We start from the raw sequence: 15,886 nt of genomic DNA, 5'->3' as shown, positions 1-15,886 counted from the left end.
CTCGCGCCGCTCGGCGCGGTGCTGGCGCGCGACGACGTCACCGACATCTACGTCAATCGCCCAGGCGAGATCTGGGTCGAGACGATCGGCGGTGCGACCGAGCGGCATGATGCGCCCGCGCTCGACCCCGCGACGCTCGACCGCCTCGCGCGCCAGATCGCGGCGCTGTCGCACCAGGGGATCAGCCGCGAACATCCGTTGCTGTCGGCGACCTTGCCCGACGGCGCGCGCGTCCAGATCGCCGCACCCCCGGCGACGCGCGGCCCGCTCGCGCTGGCGATCCGCAAGCATATTTCGCCCGATCTCACCCTCGCCGACTATGTCGCGACCGGCGCATTCGCCGAGACGAAGCGCGGCGATGTCGGCGAGCGCTCGGCCGCCGATATCGAGCTCGCGCGGCTGCTCGACGCGGGCGATATCGCGGCGTTGCTCGCGCTCGCGGTGCGGTCGCGCAAAAACATCCTGGTGTCGGGCGGCACCTCGACCGGCAAGACCACGTTCCTCAACGCGCTGATCCGCGAAATCCCCGCCGAGGAGCGCCTGATCCTGATCGAGGACACGCCCGAGCTTCACCTAGGCCACGCCAATGCGGTCGGCCTGCTTGCGGCGCGCAGCGCGCTCGGCGAGGCGCAGGTCAGCGCCGATTCGCTGCTTGCCGCGTCCTTGCGCATGCGTCCCGACCGGATCATCGTCGGCGAGTTGCGCGGGCCCGAGGCCTATACCTTCTTGCGCGCGGTCAACACCGGCCATCCCGGATCGATGACGACGGTCCATGCCGACAGCGCCGAGCGCGCGATCGAGCAGATCGCGCTGCTGGTGCTTCAGACCGGAACACGGCTGGGGCGCGACGACGTGCATCATTACGTCCGCTCGACCGTCGACGTGTTCGTTCAGCTCGCGCGCACTGGCGGACGGCGCCACGTCGCGGAGATCGTGCTCGCGCGGTAAATCTTGTGTCCGAATCGCGATCGGACTAGGCTGTTGCGAAGCGCTGCGAAAAGGGGATGCAGATGAGCGTCGTTATCAAGAATTCGATCAGCCGTCGCAAGGCGATCGGCGGGATGGCGGCGGCCACTGCGGCGACCGTCGCGCTGCCCGGCGTGGCGCGCGCGATGGGCGGCACGGGCGACCTGCGCGTGTTCCGCGGCAAATACGTGTTCCACGGCGATCGTATGGTCGACGGCTATATGGTCGCGCCGCGCGGCACCCAGCCGGTCGATACGGTGGTCCTGCTCCATGGGGCAGGCGGGCTCGATGCCGCCGCGCTGGCGAGCGCCCGCCGCTTTGCGGAAGCCGGCAAGCTTGTGGTCGTCCCCGATCTGGCGGCAACCTATCGCGGCGCGAAGGCACTGGCGGGGCGCGACGCGCACATCGCCGACATCAAGCGGTCGGCGAAGAGCTTCGGCCGGCACATGCGCGGCACGGGCAAGGTCGAGGTGATCGCGGCGTAAGGTTTGCGCCAATTGGATTGAAGGAGCCGTCGGACGCGAGTCCGGCGGCTTTTTTCTTTGGCGCGGAAAAGTCGCTAGCCTGCAACTCGCCGCTAGTTTGGTTTGCTCGGGATTCGAACCACGCGCGTAGCCATTTAGGGCGTAGCGCCACAAAAAGACTCGAGGGTTCCAACGTGGCAAAGCCACGTCGTCGGCCATCGCCACGGGCGATGCCGTCCGAACTGCCGCTGAGCACGATTTAGCGCAGCTAAATCGCTGCGGCAGTTGGAGCGGGCGAAGGGATTCGAACCCTCGACCCCAACCTTGGCAAGGTTGTGCTCTACCCCTGAGCTACGCCCGCTCTGGCGCCGGCCCGTGAAGCCACGGGCGCGTTGGGAGCGGGGCCACTAGCATCGCCCTTTCGCCGCCGCAAGCCCCGTGTCGTCGCCGAAAAAACCTTGGCTTGCACGGGCGTGCGCCCACATAAGGGCGGCAACGAACCGGAGATGAGACTTGGCCACGCTTGGAATGACCCCGCAGGAAAAGGGAGCCGTGGAAGCGTTCCGTCGCGACGTGGTCGAGCCGTCGATGACCAAGCTCGTGATGATCGATTTCTGGGCGGAATGGTGCGGGCCGTGTAAGGCGCTGTCGCCGGTGATCGAGAAGGTCGCGGCCGATTATGCCGACAAGGGTGTGGTGCTGGCAAAGATCGACACCGACAAGAACCAGTTCATCGCCGCGCAATTCCAGATCAAGTCGATCCCGACCGTCTATGCGATGTTCCAGGGCCAGCTGGTCGCCGACCTGACCAGCGCGCGCACCGAATCACAGCTGAAGGCGATGCTCGACCAGATCCTCAAGCAGTTGCCGGTCGACAGCGCGGAGGCGCAGACCGAGGCCGAGATCGAGCCGTTGCTCGCGATGGGCGAGCAAATCCTGGCGGAGGGCGATGCGGAGCGCGCGCTGTCGGTGTTCGATCAGATCGCCGAGATCGCGCCCGATCACCCAGACGTCGTGTCGGGCCGCGTGCGCGCGCTGGTCGCGGCGGGGCGGCTCGACGACGCCGAGGCCGCGCTCGCCGCTTTGCCCGAGGAGGCCGCCAAGGCGCCCGAAATCGACCGCGCGCGCGCGGCGCTCGACCTCGCGCGCTCGGCCCCGCCGGCCGCCGATCTCGCGCCGCTGATCGCCGCCGCCGAGGCCGATCCCGACAATCTCCAGGCGCGCTTCGACCTCGCCAACGCGCAAATGGCGGCGGGCGAGCGCGACGCGGCGGCCGATTCGCTGCTCGCGATCGTCGCCCAGGACCGCGACTGGAACGGGGGCGCGGCGCGCGCGCAATTCCTCAAACTGCTCGAAGTGGTCGGGCTGGAGGACCCGTGGGTATCGGGGCAGCGCCGGCGATTGTCGGCGATATTGTTCACGTGACGGCCACCCGCCTCTCGATCTTTCCTTTGGCGGGCGCCTTGCTGTTCCCGCGCATGCATTTGCCGCTGCACATCTTCGAGCCGCGCTATCGCGCGATGGTCAGCGACGCGATGGCGCGCGACCGGCGGATCGGCATGATCCAGCCGCGCGTCGTCGGCGAGCGCGCGAAGGATGCGCAACGCCCGCCGCTGTTCGACCTCGGGTGCGTCGGGCGGATCGCCGAGGTCGAGGCGCTCGACGACGGGCGCTACGACATCGTGCTGGAGGGCGTATCGCTGTTCCGCGTCGTGCGTGAGCTCGACGTGACGACACCCTTCCGCCAGGTCGAGGCCGATCTGTTGCCGACAAGCGATGACGCCGAGGCGCTGTCGATCGCGCACCGCGCGAGCCTGGAGAGCGAATCGCGGCGTTTCGCCGACGCGCAGGGTTATGCGGTCGATTGGGACTCGGTCGCGCGGCTCGACGACGAGGCGCTGGTCAACGGCATCGCCCAGATCGCGCCGTTCGATTCGGCCGCCAAACAGGCGCTGCTCGAGGCGCCGGACCTGACCAGCCGCGCCGAGCTGATCGTGCAGTTGATGCAATTCTTTGGCCGCCACGACGGCGAGGACCGGGTGACGTTGCAGTAGATCTCAGGCCGGTATCTGCTGGCTGATGCAGTGGAAGCTGCCGCCGCCGGTCAGGATATGGTCGGCGCGCAAGCCGACCGCCTGTCGCCCGGGAAACAGCGCGCCGATCGCCGCGACCGCGGCCTGATCGTTCTCGCAGCCGTAGAGCGGCACCACGACGCTGGCATTGCCGATGTAGAAGTTCATGTAGCTCGCCGGCACGATCTCCTCGTCGCGCAGCACGCGCCCGGGCGAGGGCACGTGGGCGACGGTCACGCCCTCGTGCGCGGCGGCGCGCTGTGCGGCGCGTTGATAGACTTGCCAGTTGGGATCGTTGTCGCTCGCCTCGGGCACCGCGAGAGTACGAGGCGCGACGAACCGCGCGAGGTTGTCGACATGCCCGTCGGTGTGATCGTGGAGCAGCCCGTCGCCGAGCCACAGCACCTCGTCATAGCCAAGGTCGCGGAACAGAAGGTCCTCGATCTCGTCGCGCATCATCGCGCCGTTGCGGTTGCGGTTGAGCAGACATTGCTCGGTCGTGACCACCAGCCCGGTCCCGTCGCCGTCGATCGCGCCGCCTTCGAGGATCCAGTTGAAGCTCTCGACCCGTTTGCCGCGCGCCTCGGCCAGCCGCGCGCCGATATCGTCGTCGCCGGGCAGATCGTATTTGCCGCCCCAGCCGTTGAACTGAAAATCGGCCGCGACGCCGTCGCCGCGGATGATCGCACCCGTGTCGCGCAGCCAGATGTCGCCGAACGGCTGCACCACCACCTTGGCGATATCGCCCGCGCGCCGTCGCGCCGCCGACGCCGCTTCCTCGTCGGCGGCGACGAGAAGCACCTGCTCACCCTTGCCGCCGGCATGCACGGCTTCCGCGAACGCAATCACCTCGTCGCGCGCGGGCTCGAGATCGAGCGCCCACAATTCTGGGTGGCTCGGAAACCCGATCCACACCGCCTTGTGCGGCGCCCATTCGGGCTTGGGGGGCGGCACGCGAGTCACTGAGCGGCGCGGGACCGGTCGCGAACGCTGCGGAATTCGGCGGTCTTGTACCAGTTGGGCCAAGCATTGCCGTCGGCGAGCCGGCGCCCGAGCTGGAAATACAGCGTCAGGTCCTGCACCGCGCCGCTCCAATCCCAGTTCGGATCATATTCGTCCTGCGGCTTGTGATAGCGGTTGGCGATGTAATCGAGCGTCGCGGCGTGCCCCTTCGCGGTTCCGCCGACCACCAGATCCTCGCCCGATCCGCCGTCGAACATCGGCACGCCCAGTTTGGCGAAGCTGAAATGGTCCGACCGGAAATAGCCGCCGCGCTCCGGGTTTGGCTCGGGCTTCATCACGCGACCCTGCGCTTCGATCAGCGGTTTGATCATGTCCTCGAGCTCGGACTTGCCGAACCCGGTCACGACGACGTCGCGCGACCGCCCGATCACGTTCAATCCGTCCATGTTGACCCCGCCGACCGTCTTAGCGAGTGAATAGACCGGATGCTCGGCGTAATATCTGGAGCCGAGCAGCCCCGATTCCTCGGCGGTGACCGACATGAAGACGATGCTGCGCTTGGCCGGCCCCGCCTTCACTTGCGCCTCGGCGAGCGCGATCAGCCCGGCTACCCCGCTCGCGTTATCGAGCGCGCCGTTGCAGATGTCGTCGCCCTTGACCGGCGTGCAGCGGCCGAGGTGATCCCAGTGCGCGGTGTACATCACCGTCTCGTCGGGCCGTTCGGTCCCGGGCAGGATGCCGATGACATTCTTAGATGCCTGGCGCTTGATGCTGTTGGTGAAGCTGACCGACGCCTTGACGCCAAGCGGCACCGCGTGAAACCCTTTGATCTTGGCCGCCGCCGACAGCTTGGCAAAATCCTTGCCCGCGCTCGCGAACAGCGCCTTCGCCTTGGCGAGCTGCATCCAGCCGATCGCCTTCGACTGGTCCATGTGATCGCCCTTGGCGTCCAATTCGAGCTGCGGCCCGGTCCAGCTCGACTGGACGACACCCCAGCCATAGGCCGCGGGCTCGGTATCGTGGACGATCATCACCGCGGCCGCGCCCTGCCGCGCGGCTTCTTCGAACTTGTAGGTCCAGCGGCCGTAATAGGTCATCGCCTTGCCCTCGAAGAGCCCGGTGCGCTGCGATTTCTGCCAGTCGGGGTCGTTGACCAGGACGACGACGGTCTTCCCGCGCACGTCGACCCCGGCGTAATCGTTCCAGCCCTTTTCGGGCGCGTTGATGCCGTAGCCGACGAACACGACGTCGGAGTTCCGGATGTCGATCCTGGGCGTCACGCGGTACGTCGCGAGCACCATGTCGGTACGGTACGTCAGGCTGACCGGGGTCTTGCCCCCGGTGAAGGTCATCCGCGTCACGTTCTGCGCGTCGATCTGGACCAGCGGCACGTCCTGGAACCACGATCCGTGATTGCCTGGCTGCAACCCCGCCGCCTTCATCCGCTCGACGATATACGATGTGGTCTTTTCCTCGGCGAGCGTGGTCGGCGCGCGTCCCTCGAACGCGTCCGACGACAGTGTCTTGTCGACTTGCTTCAGCGTGTCGATCGAGATCGCCGGAGCGCTCGATTGTGCGAGCGCGGGCGCGGTCAACGTGAAAGCGGCAAGAACGAGGCGGCGCATGGTCGACCTTTCGCGAAATGTCCGCGATGTCTGGCAGGGCCGTTCCCGCCACGCAAGTCGCCCCTCGAGCCGGGTCGGCGCTTGCAATCTGTCGTTGCGCACCGCCCCACACGCGATAAGTATCGGAAATTGCCGAGGTAAGGCACGATCACAAGGGGGCGGAATGCTATATAGTGGGAGAGCGCTGGCTGGGCTGGCGATGATGGCGATCGCCGGTGGCGCCGCGGCGGTGCGAGCGGCCGATACGCCGACGCCCAAGTCGGCCAGCGACATCGCCGCGGCGTTCGGCGCACGCGAGAATATCCAGCAGATCAGCCTGTCGCCGAGCGGCGACAAGGTGGCCATGCTGATGCCGTTGGCGGGACGCGGCATGGCGCTGTTCGTCACCAACCTGGCGGGCGACGCGATTCCGAAACCGATCATGAAATCGAGCGGCGACGCCGATCAATTGCGCGATTGCCGCTGGTCGACCGATACGCGGCTGATCTGCAGCATCTCGCTAACATCCTCGGACGGCTCGGTACGGCTCGGCTACTCGCGGACGATCGCGGTCAACGACGACGGATCGAACGGCAAGGTCCTGTCGGCACGAACCAGTTCCAACGCGCTCGACATCACGCAGAACGGCGGATCGCTGATCGATTGGGGCGCGGGCGGCACCGGCTCGGTGCTCATGACGCACTATTACGTTCCCGAATATTCGACCGGCACGCACGCCGCGGAAACCCGTACCGGCTTGGGCGTCGACCTGGTCGATACCACGACGATGTCGCGCAAGGTCATCGAGCAGCCGAGCCAAGGCGCGTTCGATTACATCAGCGATGGCCAAGGCGTCGTGCGCGTGATGGGCCTGCAGTCGACCGACGGCAACGGGTACGACGGCAACCGTATCACCTATCTTTATCGCCGGCCCGACAGCCGCGACTGGAAGCCGTTGAGCACCGTCCGCACCAACGGCAACGGCAACAGCGGTTTCCTGCCGGTTGCGGTCGATCGTGACCTCGACGTCGCCTACGGCTTCGAGTCGACCGATGGCCGGACCGCGCTTTATACCGTCTCGCTCGACGGCAGCCTGACCAAGAAGCTCATCGCGTCGCGGCCCGACGTCGATGTGGATTCGCTGATCTCGGTCGGCCGCCGCGGGCGCGTCGTGGGGACGAGCTATATCACCGACCGCCGCCAGGTGCAGTTCTTCGATCCCGAACTCGCCGCGCTCCAGGCCAAGCTGGCGAAGGCGCTCCCCGGTCACCTGGTAACGTTCGTCGATGCCAGCGCCGACGAGAGCAAGCTGTTGCTGTTCGCCGGCAGCGACAACGATCCGGGCCGCTATTATCTCTACGACAAGAAGACGCATTCGATGGGCGAGATCCTGCCCGCCCGCGCCGAGCTCGCCGGTGTGCCGCTCAGCACGGTCAAGGCGATCACGTACCAGGCGGCCGACGGAACCACGATCCCGGCCTACCTGACGCTCCCCGCCGGTAGCGACGGCAAGAACCTGCCCGCGATCGTCATGCCGCATGGCGGACCCGCGGCGCGCGACGAATGGGGCTTCGACTGGCTGTCGCAATATTTCGCCGCGCGCGGCTTCGCGGTGATCCAGCCCGAGTTCCGTGGGTCGGCCGGCTATGGCGACCAATGGTACAACAAGAACGGATATCAGGGTTGGCGAACCGCGATGAGCGACATCAACGACGCCGGTCACTGGATGGTCAAATCGGGTGTCGCCGACCCCAAGAAGTTGGCGATCGTCGGTTGGTCCTATGGCGGTTACGCCGCGTTGCAGACCTCGGTCGTGGAGCCCGATCTGTTCAAGGCGATCGTTGCGGTGGCGCCAGTCACCGATCTCGAATCGTTGCGCGCCGAGGCTCGCAACTTCACCTATTTCCCGCAACGCGATGCCCAAATCGGGCACGGCCCGTGGGTCGTCGAAGGCTCGCCGGCGCGCAACGCCAATCGCATCAAGGCGCCCGTCCTGCTGTTCCACGGCGACCGCGACACCAACGTCTGGATCAACGAGTCGCGGTTGATGGCCGGCAAGCTGAAAGCCGCCGGCGCCAAGGTCGACCTGGTCGAATACAAAGGTCTCGACCACCAGCTCGACGACAATACCGCACGCGCCGACATGCTGGCGAAGGCCGACGCGTTCCTCCGCGCCTCGATGGGGATGACGCCTTAGGCCATAACGAAAAAGGGCGGCCCCGCGGGACCGCCCCTTCAACCGATGAGCCGGATCAGCGCGAGTAGAACTCGACCACCAGATTCGGCTCCATCTTCACCGGATAGGGCACTTCATCGAGCGTCGGGATGCGGGTGAAGGTCACCTTCGCATTGCCGTCGGGCGCGACGTAATCGGGGATCTCGCGCTCGGCCAGGCTCTGCGCTTCCATCACCAGCGCCATGTCCTTGGCCTTGGCACCGAGCGTGATCTCGTCGCCGACGAAGCAGCGGCGCGATGCAATGTTGCACTTCACGCCGTTGACGCGGATGTGGCCGTGGCTGACCAGCTGGCGCGCGGCGAAGATCGTCGGCGCGAACTTGGCGCGATACACGATCATGTCGAGCCGCTGCTCGAGCAGGCCGATCAGGTTCTGGCCCGTGTCACCCTTCATCCGCGCAGCCTCGGCATAACAGCCGCGGAACTGCTTTTCGGTGACGTCGCCGTAATAGCCCTTGAGCTTCTGCTTGGCGCGCAGCTGGATCCCGAAGTCGGAGACCTTGCCCTTGCGGCGCTGGCCGTGCTGGCCGGGGCCATATTCGCGCTTGTTCACCGGGGACTTGGGACGGCCCCAGATATTCTCGCCCATGCGGCGGTCGAGCTTGTGCTTGGCGCTGGTGCGCTTCGACATGATACTTCCTTCAATCGCTAAAACGTTGGTTCCGGTATCGCCTGCTGGTCCCAGGGATATGGGAGGCACGGCCACCGCTTCACCGGAGTGCGGGGCCAATTGCGAAGGCGCGGCGCCTAGAGGCGCACGCGATTCGAGTCAAGTATGATGGCGCAACCGCGGCCGATCACTGGCGCGGCAGGTTGTCGCCGCCCATCGACGTAACACCCGCCCGGGCGCCATTGCTCGTGTCGCGGTCCCATTCGGCCTGGGTGCGGCAAATGCTCGGCGTCATGTGCGAATAGGAATTCGGCTCGGCCTTGCGGCAGATCTTCTTTTCCTTCTTCGGCTTCGGCGCGGGCGCCGTCGAATCAGCCGTCTGCGCGACCGCGGGCGCGGCAAGCAACGCGGCAGCGGCCGCTACGATCACGAAGCGCATGTAATTACCCCGGTTATTTGCGTGGATTAGGGGCGCTGAGTGCCACTGGGCCGATTGTTGGCCATGCTGTCCACGGCCCGCGCATTCTCCGCATCGATCGACGCCCATTCCGACTTGGTGTGGCACGTCGTCTTGAACGGCACGATCGAGCCGGTCACAGTCTCACGGCGGCAGATCTTCTTTTCCTTCGCCGGCTTGGCGGAATCGGGGGAATCGCCCGCAACGGCGGGGGCGGCAACGGCGAACGACACGGCCGCAAGCACAACGTACGACAATTTCACGGATTCATCTCCCAGGGGAATTCCCGCTAATATTAGCGTTATCATCGATATAACGAAAGTGAAAAACGTCAGCCTCGCTGCCGCGGTTTGGCAATCGCCGACAGGACACCGCGCACCGTGCGGACTTCCTGGCTCGACCAGCCGGGCTTGGTCAGCAGCGTGCGCAGCGTGCGCCGCGTGACGGGGGTGCGATCGGGCGGGAAGTAGAATCCCGATTCGACGAGCATCGCATCGAGCTGCTCGATCATGCCGTCGAGCTCGGCTTGCGGCGCCGGCAGCGGCAGGTCGGTTTCGGGCGGCTGGGCGAGCGCCACGTGCTTCGACCATTCGTACGCGACCAGGATCACCGCTTGCGCGAGGTTGAGGCTGCCGAAATCGGGGTTGATCGGCACCGTGACGATCTCGCGCGCCACCGCGACGTCGTCGGTTTCGAGCCCCGATCGCTCGGGACCGAACAGGATCGCCGACCGGCCTGGCGCGGCATGGATATCCTGCGCCGCAACCTCCGGCGTAATCACCGGCTTGGTCACGCCGCGCTTGCGCACCGTTGTCGCATAGACATGCGGACAATCCGCGACGGCGTCCGCGACGCTGTCGAATACGCGTGCCTGCTCCAGCACGACGTCGGCGCCCGACGCCGCCGGGCCCGCCGCCGGGTTGGGCCAGCCGTCGCGCGGGGTCACAAGCCGCATCTCGGTCAGTCCGAAATTGAGCATGGCGCGCGCCGCCTTGCCGATATTTTCGCCCAATTGCGGACGCACCAGAACGATGACGGGTTGCTCGGTCACGCCGGCGCGGTTGCGCGCTCGCGGCCCCGGCTGTCAACGCTCCCGATTACTTTGGCGTCATGGCGCCGCCGTTCGGCCAGTCGCTGTCGCCGACCCGCGTCAGGTGCATTTCGAAGAACTTCACTGGCGCCTGGCCGGGCGCGATCCGCTCGCCGATTTCGGTCCACACCTTGTCCTTGAGCGTCGCGGTATAGCGGATCGTCATCGGCCCCGCCGGGATTTCCCAGACATAGCCATCCGCCGTCGGGCGAATCATGAAGTCACCCATGCGGCCTTGGGCGTAGGACCGGAAATCATACGCCTGCTTGGCCGCGTCGTACGAAATCACCGCGAAGGCGTTGAAGCCGATGCTGCCGTCGGCGTTGAACCCGCGCCCCTCGACCACGCGCACCGTCCCGCCGAGCATCGGGCCGATCCGCTCGGTCTGCGTCACGCGATGCTCGCCGCTCGGGAATTTGGTGACGGCGGGGCCGCGCCATGTCCCGTCCATCCACGCGAACTTGTCGAGCGCGGCCTTTTGCGCGGCGAGCGCCGCGGTATCGTTCCCGACCTGCGCGGCACCCGGCACCGCGGCGATCATCGCCAAGCCAATCCCGGCGATCAACAATTTGCGCATCTGGCACTCCCCGTTCGATCGTGGCAGCCTCGCCACCGATGGCGACGCTTTCCTCCGATCAGCCGCGCCGCGGCAATCGCGGCTTCGCCAAGTCCGCGCGAAAATTCGCGAACCGCGTCGTCGCTCTGCCCGGGATCGTGATGCTGTCGGCGGGCGGCGGCGCGGCGATCGTGCTCGCGACGATCATGGGGGCGTTCGGCACGATCGCGATGCCGTTCGGAATGCGGCTCGGTTTCTGGAGCGTGCTGATCGGGTGGAACGTCGTCAAATGGACCGCATGGTTCGCGTGGACCGTGCGCGATCCCGGGGACTGGCCCCGTGCGAGTGCGATAGGCGCCGTGGTGGTCAACCTGCCGCTGCCGCTTGAGATACCGACGACACTGTGGTTGTTCGGCATCGCGGGCCGGATCGACGCGACGCGCACCTGGATCGAGGCGGCGGCGATCAGCGTGACGTTGTTCGCTCTGCTGCGGCTGGCGCGACCCAAGCCCGTGCCACGCGAGATCGTCGAGGACGGCATCCTGTTTCGTGTCGGCGTGCGCGATCTGGCCGATGTCCGGGCGGTGACTGCCGAGGATCATTATTGCCGGCTGCATCTGCTAAGCGGCGCGAAGCCGCTGGTGCTCGCACGCTTCGCCGATCTGCTCGACGAGCTTGCCGGGGTCGACGGCGAGCAAGTCCACCGTGGCGCGTGGGTGGCGACATCGGCGGTTGACGGCGCGGTGCGCGAAGGCCGCGCGTGGCGGCTGGTGCTCGCCGACGGCACGCGTTTGCCCGTCAGCGCGAGCCATGTCGCGGCGGTGCGCGCGCGCGGTTGGTTGCGGATGAAGCCCAAACTGGGGGTGGCGTAACCGCGGCGCCCGGCGTAAGGGGCAGCGCACAGCATTAGTTCGAAGGATCGCCGCCCCGTCCATGCGCATCGCCATCGCGTCCGATCACGCCGCCGTCGCCCTGAAAGCGATGATCGTCGCGTGGTTGCGTGAGGCAGGGCACGACGTCGCCGATCTCGGCCCGCACGACACGGCATCGGTCGATTATCCCGATTACGGCTACAAGCTCGCAGCGGCGATCGCCTCTGGCGCGGCCGAGCGCGGGGTCGCCTTGTGCGGCTCCGGCATCGGCATTTCTATCGCGGTCAATCGCGAGCCCGCCTGCCGCTGCGCGCTCGTCGGCGAGCCGCTGTCCGCTGCCTTGGCGCGCGAACATAACGACGCCAACGTCATCGCGATGGGCGCGCGCCTGACCGGCGAGGGCATGGCGATCGCGTGCCTGCAAGCCTTTCTCGACACCCCCTTCGCCGGGGGCCGCCACCAGCACCGCGTCGACAAATTGTCGGCCAAGGAGTCCGTATGAGCACCAGCCCGACCACTTTGTCCGACGTCCAGCCGGACGGATTTTTCACGCGAGGTTTGGCCGAGGCCGATCCGGCGGTGTTCGCCGGGGTCGAGCACGAACTGGCGCGCGAGCAGAACCAGATCGAGCTGATCGCGTCGGAGAATATCGTCTCCAAGGCGGTGCTCGAGGCGCAGGGGTCGGTGTTCACCAACAAATATGCCGAAGGGTATCCGGGTAAGCGCTATTACCAGGGCTGTCACCCGTCCGACGAAGTCGAGCAGCTGGCGATCGACCGGGCGAAGCAGCTGTTCAATTGCGGCTTCGCCAACGTCCAGCCGCATTCGGGGGCGCAGGCCAACGGCGCGGTGATGCTCGCGCTGACCAAGCCCGGCGACACGATCATGGGGCTGAGCCTCGATGCGGGCGGGCACCTGACCCACGGCGCGCGCGCGGCGATGTCGGGCAAGTGGTTCAACGCGGTGCAATATGGTGTGACCGCCGACACGCATCTGATCGATTTCGACCAAGTCGAGCGGCTGGCCAAGGAACACCGCCCGAAACTCATCATCACCGGCGGGTCGGCCTATCCCCGCCAGATCGATTTCGCCAAGTTCCGCAGCATCGCGGACGAGGTCGGCGCGCTGTTCATGGTCGACATGGCGCATTTCGCGGGCCTCGTCGCGGGCGGCGTTCATCCGACCCCATTCGGCCACGCGCACGTCGTCACCACCACCACGCACAAGACGTTGCGCGGACCGCGCGGCGGGATGGTGATGACCGACGACGAGGCGATCGCCAAGAAGATCAACTCGGCGGTCTTCCCGGGGCTGCAGGGCGGCCCACTGATGCACGTCATCGCCGCCAAGGCGGTCGCGTTCGGCGAGGCGCTGCGCCCCGATTTCAAGCTCTATTCGGCGGCGATCATCGAGAATGCCAAGGTGCTCGCCGCGACGCTCAAGGAACGCGGGTGCAACCTCGTCTCGGGCGGGACCGACACGCATCTGGCGCTGGTCGACCTCACCCCGCTCGGGGTCACCGGCAAGGATGCGGACGAAGCGCTTGAGCGCGCTGGCATCACCTGCAACAAGAACGGCATCCCCAACGACCCGCTGCCCCCGGTCAAGACCAGCGGCATCCGCGTCGGATCGCCCGCCGGGACGACGCGCGGATTCGGTCCCGCCGAGTTCCGCGAAATCGGTAATATGGTGGCGGATGTGCTCGACGGATTGGCCAAAAATGGCGAGCAGGGCGACGCGCAGGTAGAAAATGCTGTGCAGCAGCGTGTTAATACGCTATGTCACCGTTTCCCGATCTACCAAGGACTGTAGAGATGACCGAGAATCTGACCCGCATGTGCCCGCATTGCGACGCCGCTTTGCCCGAGGGCGCCAAATATTGCCCGAGCTGCGGCGCCTATGTGACGGGCGACGGCGAAAGCACGTTCGAATCGGCCAAGACCTTCGTGATGAACAGCGCCGCGGAGGCCGAGGCCGCCGCGCGCGGGCTGCTCAAGGACGAGAACGCGCAGAAGATCGCCGGCGGCGCCGCGGTCGGCGCGGTGGCAGCGATCCTGCTGCCGATCTCGATGGCGACCGGCGCCCTGATTGGTGGCGGCATCATGGCGTATAATCGCTTCGCCAAGAAGGCGTGACGCGATAGGGTCCGTATTCGAAAGGATATGGACCCACGATGCGGTGCCCGTTTTGCGGACATGAAGACAGCCAGGTAAAGGATTCGCGCCCGACCGAGGATGGCGCCGCGATCCGCCGCCGCCGCCAGTGCGAAGGGTGCGCGGCACGCTTCACCACGTTCGAGCGCATCCAGTTGCGCGAGCTGACCGTGACCAAGAGCGAGGGGCGCCGCGAACCGTTCGAGCGCGAGAAGCTGCTCCGCTCGATCGAGATCGCGACGCGCAAGCGCCCGATCGAAGGCGTGCAGATCGAGCGGCTGGTGTCGGGTATCCAGCGCCAGCTCGAGACGCTGGGCGAGGCCGAGATATCGTCCAAGCGGATCGGCGAATTGGTGATGGAGGGGCTGAAGGGCCTCGATTCGGTCGCCTATATCCGCTTCGCGAGCGTCTATCGCGATTTCAGCGAGGCGAAGGACTTCGAGGAATTCGCGGGGAACGTGAGCGAGATGGGGAAGCCCTAGACTCGTCCGTCATGCCAGCGGAAGCTGGCATCTCTTGCGAGGAAAATTACGGCCTGAGACCCCAGCTTTCGCTGGGGTGACGGCATCTAAGCCGCCTTGCGCAACTCCAGCCGGCCCCAGATCTCGACCAGCGCGTCGGTCAGTTCGCGCATCATGCCTTCGTCATGCGTCGGCCCCGGCGTGAAGCGCAGGCGTTCGGTGCCGCGCGGCACCGTGGGGTAATTGATCGGCTGAACGTACACGCCGTATTCGGCGAGCAGGATGTCGCTGATCTTCTTGGCCTTGACCGGGTCGCCGACCATCAGCGGCACGATATGCGTGTCGCCGGGCATCACTGGCAGGCCAGCGTCGGTCATCATTCCCTTGAGCAGTTTCGCCGACGCCTGCTGCGCATCGCGCTCGGTGGTCGATTCCTTGAGGTGCCGCACGCTCGCCAGCACGCCCGCGACCAGCACCGGCGACAGCGAGGTCGTGAAGATGAACCCCGGCGCGTAGGAGCGGATCACGTCGATGATCGTCTGGTCGGCGGCGACATATCCGCCCATCACCCCGAACGCCTTGCCCAGCGTGCCCTCGATGATCGTGATGCGGTCGGCGACCTGGTCGCGCTCCGAAATCCCCCCGCCGCGCGGACCGTACATCCCGACCGCATGGACCTCGTCGCAATAGGTCAGCGCGTTGTACTTGTCGGCGAGGTCGCAGATCGCCGCGACGGGGGCGATGTCGCCCTCCATCGAATAGACGCTTTCGAACGCGACCAGCTTGGGAACGTTGGGGTCCTCGGCGGCGAGCAGTTCCTCGAGATGGGCCAAGTCGTTGTGCCGGAACAGCCGCTTCTCGCACCCCGAATTGCGGATCCCCGCGATCATCGAGGCGTGGTTGAGCTCGTCGGAGAAGATCACGCAGCCGGGGAGCAATTTGCCGAGCGTCGCGAGCGTCGCCTCGTTCGAGACGTACCCGCTGGTGAACAGCAACGCGCCTTCCTTGCCGTGCAGGTCGGCGAGCTCGGCCTCGAGGTCGACATGGTAATGCGTGTTGCCGCCGATGTTGCGCGTGCCGCCCGACCCCGCACCCACGTCATGGAGCGCTTCCTCCATCGCCGCGACGACCTTGGGGTGCTGGCCCATCGCGAGATAGTCGTTCGAGCACCATACGACGATCGGCTTGGGCCCGTTATGCCCAGCGAAGCAGCGCGCGTTGGGGAACGCGCCCTTGTTGCGCAGGATGTCGACGAAAACGCGGTACCGCCCCTCGGCGTGCAGCCGGTCGATCGCCTGGCTGAACACGCGGGCATAGTCGACGGGGCGCGAAGTCGCGGAATCGCTCATGGTGATTTGCCCGTTAGCGCGGCTCGTCGCGCA

18 protein-coding genes and 1 tRNA gene are annotated in these 15,886 nt (G+C 66.5%); 10 read left to right on the top strand and 9 right to left on the bottom strand.

Features of this window, described 5'->3' with window-relative positions; translation table 11 throughout:
• The first annotated feature begins 18 nt into the window (after positions 1-18).
• The gene (virB11, locus tag E7773_RS08800; protein WP_293990283.1) at positions 19-948 is read left to right on the top strand and encodes a P-type DNA transfer ATPase VirB11; all 930 of its coding nucleotides are present in this window, start codon (positions 19-21) and stop codon (positions 946-948) included.
• Between the two features lie 62 nt (positions 949-1,010).
• Positions 1,011-1,451, top strand: coding sequence for a hypothetical protein (locus E7773_RS08795; protein WP_293990282.1), 441 nt, complete (start codon positions 1,011-1,013; stop codon positions 1,449-1,451).
• A 265-nt stretch (positions 1,452-1,716) separates the two neighbouring features.
• Here E7773_RS08795 and E7773_RS08790 read toward each other — a convergent pair.
• A tRNA-Gly gene (locus E7773_RS08790) sits at positions 1,717-1,791 on the bottom strand.
• 167 nt (positions 1,792-1,958) lie between these two features.
• On the opposite strand from E7773_RS08790, the gene E7773_RS08785 reads away from it, so the two are divergent.
• Together E7773_RS08785 and E7773_RS08780 are read left to right on the top strand one after the other, a co-directional pair.
• Entirely contained in the window at positions 1,959-2,855 is an 897-nt protein-coding gene (locus E7773_RS08785; RefSeq protein WP_293990774.1) for a tetratricopeptide repeat protein, read from the top strand.
• Entirely contained in the window at positions 2,852-3,484 is a 633-nt protein-coding gene (locus E7773_RS08780) for an LON peptidase substrate-binding domain-containing protein (RefSeq protein WP_293990280.1), read from the top strand. The genes E7773_RS08785 and E7773_RS08780 overlap by 4 nt, the downstream gene beginning before the upstream one ends.
• Before the next feature lie 3 nt (positions 3,485-3,487).
• Here E7773_RS08780 and E7773_RS08775 read toward each other — a convergent pair whose 3' ends face one another.
• Both E7773_RS08775 and E7773_RS08770 read right to left on the bottom strand, forming a co-directional pair.
• On the bottom strand, positions 3,488-4,465 hold the full coding sequence (locus E7773_RS08775; protein ID WP_293990278.1) for an agmatine deiminase family protein: 978 nt from the start codon (positions 4,463-4,465) through the stop codon (positions 3,488-3,490).
• Positions 4,462-6,090, bottom strand: coding sequence for a M28 family metallopeptidase (locus E7773_RS08770; protein WP_293990276.1), 1,629 nt, complete (start codon positions 6,088-6,090; stop codon positions 4,462-4,464). The genes E7773_RS08775 and E7773_RS08770 overlap by 4 nt, the downstream gene beginning before the upstream one ends.
• A gap of 163 nt (positions 6,091-6,253) precedes the next feature.
• Between E7773_RS08770 and E7773_RS08765 the strand changes: the two genes are divergently transcribed.
• Positions 6,254-8,266, top strand: a complete 2,013-nt coding sequence (locus E7773_RS08765) for a S9 family peptidase (protein WP_293990274.1) — start codon at positions 6,254-6,256, stop codon at positions 8,264-8,266.
• A 55-nt stretch (positions 8,267-8,321) separates the two neighbouring features.
• On the opposite strand, the gene rpsD is transcribed toward E7773_RS08765, so the two are convergent.
• From rpsD to E7773_RS08740, 5 genes are all read right to left on the bottom strand, one after another.
• Positions 8,322-8,936: a 30S ribosomal protein S4 gene (rpsD, locus tag E7773_RS08760; protein WP_293990272.1), complete on the bottom strand. Its 615-nt coding sequence runs from the start codon at positions 8,934-8,936 to the stop codon at positions 8,322-8,324.
• Positions 8,937-9,102: 166 nt separating this feature from the next.
• The gene (locus E7773_RS08755; RefSeq protein ID WP_293990270.1) at positions 9,103-9,354 is read right to left on the bottom strand and encodes a hypothetical protein; all 252 of its coding nucleotides are present in this window, start codon (positions 9,352-9,354) and stop codon (positions 9,103-9,105) included.
• 26 nt (positions 9,355-9,380) lie between these two features.
• Positions 9,381-9,635: a hypothetical protein gene (locus E7773_RS08750; protein ID WP_293990268.1), complete on the bottom strand. Its 255-nt coding sequence runs from the start codon at positions 9,633-9,635 to the stop codon at positions 9,381-9,383.
• A gap of 68 nt (positions 9,636-9,703) precedes the next feature.
• Positions 9,704-10,423 (bottom strand): RNA methyltransferase, encoded by a 720-nt coding sequence (locus E7773_RS08745; protein ID WP_293990266.1) that lies wholly within the window; start codon positions 10,421-10,423, stop codon positions 9,704-9,706.
• Positions 10,424-10,469: 46 nt separating this feature from the next.
• On the bottom strand, positions 10,470-11,039 hold the full coding sequence (locus tag E7773_RS08740) for a DUF1579 domain-containing protein (protein WP_293990264.1): 570 nt from the start codon (positions 11,037-11,039) through the stop codon (positions 10,470-10,472).
• 38 nt (positions 11,040-11,077) lie between these two features.
• On the opposite strand from E7773_RS08740, the gene E7773_RS08735 reads away from it, so the two are divergent.
• The 5 genes from E7773_RS08735 to nrdR all read left to right on the top strand — a co-directional run bounded on the left by E7773_RS08735 (position 11,078) and on the right by nrdR (position 14,525).
• Positions 11,078-11,890 carry a LytTR family DNA-binding domain-containing protein gene (locus tag E7773_RS08735; protein ID WP_293990263.1) on the top strand — a complete coding sequence of 271 codons (813 nt, stop codon included), beginning with the start codon at positions 11,078-11,080 and terminating at the stop codon, positions 11,888-11,890.
• Between the two features lie 61 nt (positions 11,891-11,951).
• A complete protein-coding gene (gene rpiB / locus E7773_RS08730) occupies positions 11,952-12,392 on the top strand; it encodes a ribose 5-phosphate isomerase B (protein WP_293990261.1) in 441 nt (146 codons plus the stop codon).
• Positions 12,389-13,702, top strand: coding sequence for a serine hydroxymethyltransferase (gene glyA, locus E7773_RS08725; protein WP_293990259.1), 1,314 nt, complete (start codon positions 12,389-12,391; stop codon positions 13,700-13,702). The genes rpiB and glyA overlap by 4 nt, the downstream gene beginning before the upstream one ends.
• A 2-nt stretch (positions 13,703-13,704) precedes the next feature.
• Entirely contained in the window at positions 13,705-14,025 is a 321-nt protein-coding gene (locus tag E7773_RS08720; protein WP_293990257.1) for a zinc ribbon domain-containing protein, read from the top strand.
• Positions 14,026-14,063: 38 nt separating this feature from the next.
• On the top strand, positions 14,064-14,525 hold the full coding sequence (gene nrdR, locus E7773_RS08715) for a transcriptional regulator NrdR (RefSeq protein WP_293990255.1): 462 nt from the start codon (positions 14,064-14,066) through the stop codon (positions 14,523-14,525).
• Positions 14,526-14,611: 86 nt separating this feature from the next.
• On the opposite strand, the gene hemA is transcribed toward nrdR, so the two are convergent.
• A complete protein-coding gene (gene hemA, locus E7773_RS08710) occupies positions 14,612-15,853 on the bottom strand; it encodes a 5-aminolevulinate synthase (protein ID WP_293990253.1) in 1,242 nt (413 codons plus the stop codon).
• Positions 15,854-15,886 lie beyond the last annotated feature (33 nt).

It is taken from the genome of Sphingomonas sp., from assembly GCF_004799495.1.
Lineage (GTDB): Bacteria > Pseudomonadota > Alphaproteobacteria > Sphingomonadales > Sphingomonadaceae > Sphingomonas.
Note: the sequence above shows the minus strand (reverse complement) of the source record. Positions and strands in the feature narration are given on the sequence as shown.